We start from the raw sequence: 1,649 nt of genomic DNA, 5'->3' as shown, positions 1-1,649 counted from the left end.
TTCGGCCTGCGCGCGCAGGCTGGCGGCATAGTTGCCGCCGCATTTGACGGCGCCGGTGCCGCCGACCGCCGCGCGCGTGTAGTTTTCCGACACCCAGATCGAGACCGGCGCGGGCCCGCCCTTGAAATAGGAGCCGACCGGCGACGCGATGACGGCGAAGATGTATTCCGCCGATGGCTTGACGCCGAGGAAGACTTCGTTGGCGATCATGAAGGGCCGCAGGTACAGGCTGCCTTCGCCGCCGGGAATCCAGTCACGGTCGATGCGAACGAGTTGCTCGATGGCTTCGATGAACACGGGCTCGGGCAGCGGCGCCATCGCCATGCGCTCGGCCGAATTGCGAAAGCGTTTCGCGTTGGCGTCCGGACGAAACAGGTTCACGGCGCCGTCGTCACGCTTGTAGGCTTTCAGACCTTCGAAAATCTCCTGCGCGTAGTGCAGGACGGCGGTCGCGGGATCGAGCGGGAAGCTGGCACGGGATTCGACGCGCGCGTCGTGCCAGCCGTTCGCGTGATTGTAGCGCACCATGGTCATGTGATCGGTGAACACCCGGCCAAAGCCGGGATCTGCGAGCTTTGCTTCGCGCGCCGTCGCGGGCGTCGGACTGGCCGTCGGCTGGACGTTAAACGTCAACGACATCGCGCCATCGGTTTTTTCGAACGAAGCTTTCATGGTGTTCTCCAGCTTGAAACGGTCCTCGCGTTGCAGGCTCCTGCCGATCCGCGAAGTCCGGTTTCCGCTTTGGCGGACGACGCGAAGTCCAGTATGTTGCCGAAACGCAGCTCGACAATCGCTCCAACGAGGTAAAAGGCCGATTGGCCTGGCCGTTTAGCAGGGCTGTATCCGGAATTTCGCGGGACGATATAATATTTCGTAGTGGATGTCCGGCTTGTAACATTGAGACAAAGATATGTCAATATGGCTGTCCTAAATTCTCCGGCCCAGCTCGCCGCCAAGACCAACACCGGCGCATCCACGACGGGAGAGCCGGCCGCGACGCGCTGGGACATCATCGAATTGCTGTTCTTCGCCTATCGCGACTTTGTCGGCGATCCCGACCATGTGCTGGAAGAATTCGGCTTCGGCCGCGCCCATCATCGCGTGATGCATTTCGTCTATCGTTATCCCGGACTTAATGTCGCCGACCTGCTCGAAGTGCTGCGCATCACCAAGCAGTCGCTGGGGCGGGTTCTCAAGCAACTCCTCGATGAAGGCTACATTGTGCAGAAGGCCGGCGACGCCGACAGGCGCCAACGCCTTCTTTTCGCCACCGCAAAAGGCGAGGCGCTAGTGGCGAAACTCGCGGGCCTGCAGACCGACCGCATCGTGCGCGCGCTGCGAGGCCTCGACGCTTCCGGCGCCGAGGCGGTGCGCAAGTTCCTGCTCGGGATGATCGACCACGACGATCCCGACAAGGTGCTGGAAGCGATCCTGCGGGCCGACGGCAAGATGGTGAAGGCATGACGGGAATGCAAACGGCAGGGATCGTGCGCGCGCAGGTGAGGCCTGCCGACGACGCCCCGCATCTGCTGCTGGTCGATGACGACCGGCGTATCCGCGATCTGCTGTCGCGTTTTCTGGCGGGAGAAGGTTACCGTGTCACCACGGCCATGAGCGCCAAGGCGGCTCGCTCGAAACTGCTCGGACTG

The 1,649-nt window shown here is 62.5% G+C and carries 2 protein-coding genes and 1 pseudogene; 2 read left to right on the top strand and 1 reads right to left on the bottom strand.

Annotated features, from left to right (window positions below):
* Window positions 1-672 (bottom strand): branched-chain amino acid aminotransferase (locus BGN91_RS11310; protein WP_292613174.1); only part of this gene is annotated, 672 nt, incomplete at its 3' end.
* Between the two features lie 246 nt (window positions 673-918).
* On the opposite strand from BGN91_RS11310, the gene BGN91_RS11305 reads away from it, so the two are divergent.
* Together BGN91_RS11305 and BGN91_RS11300 are read left to right on the top strand one after the other, a co-directional pair.
* On the top strand, window positions 919-1,464 hold the full coding sequence (locus BGN91_RS11305; RefSeq protein WP_292613172.1) for a MarR family transcriptional regulator: 546 nt from the start codon (window positions 919-921) through the stop codon (window positions 1,462-1,464).
* A pseudogene (locus tag BGN91_RS11300) lies at window positions 1,461-1,649 on the top strand (DNA-binding response regulator); the annotation flags it as partial. The gene BGN91_RS11305 and the pseudogene BGN91_RS11300, both read left to right, overlap by 4 nt.

Source organism: Nitrobacter sp. 62-13, from assembly GCF_001896955.1.
Taxonomy (GTDB): domain Bacteria; phylum Pseudomonadota; class Alphaproteobacteria; order Rhizobiales; family Xanthobacteraceae; genus Nitrobacter.
This window is presented reverse-complemented; position numbering and strand designations above follow the sequence as displayed.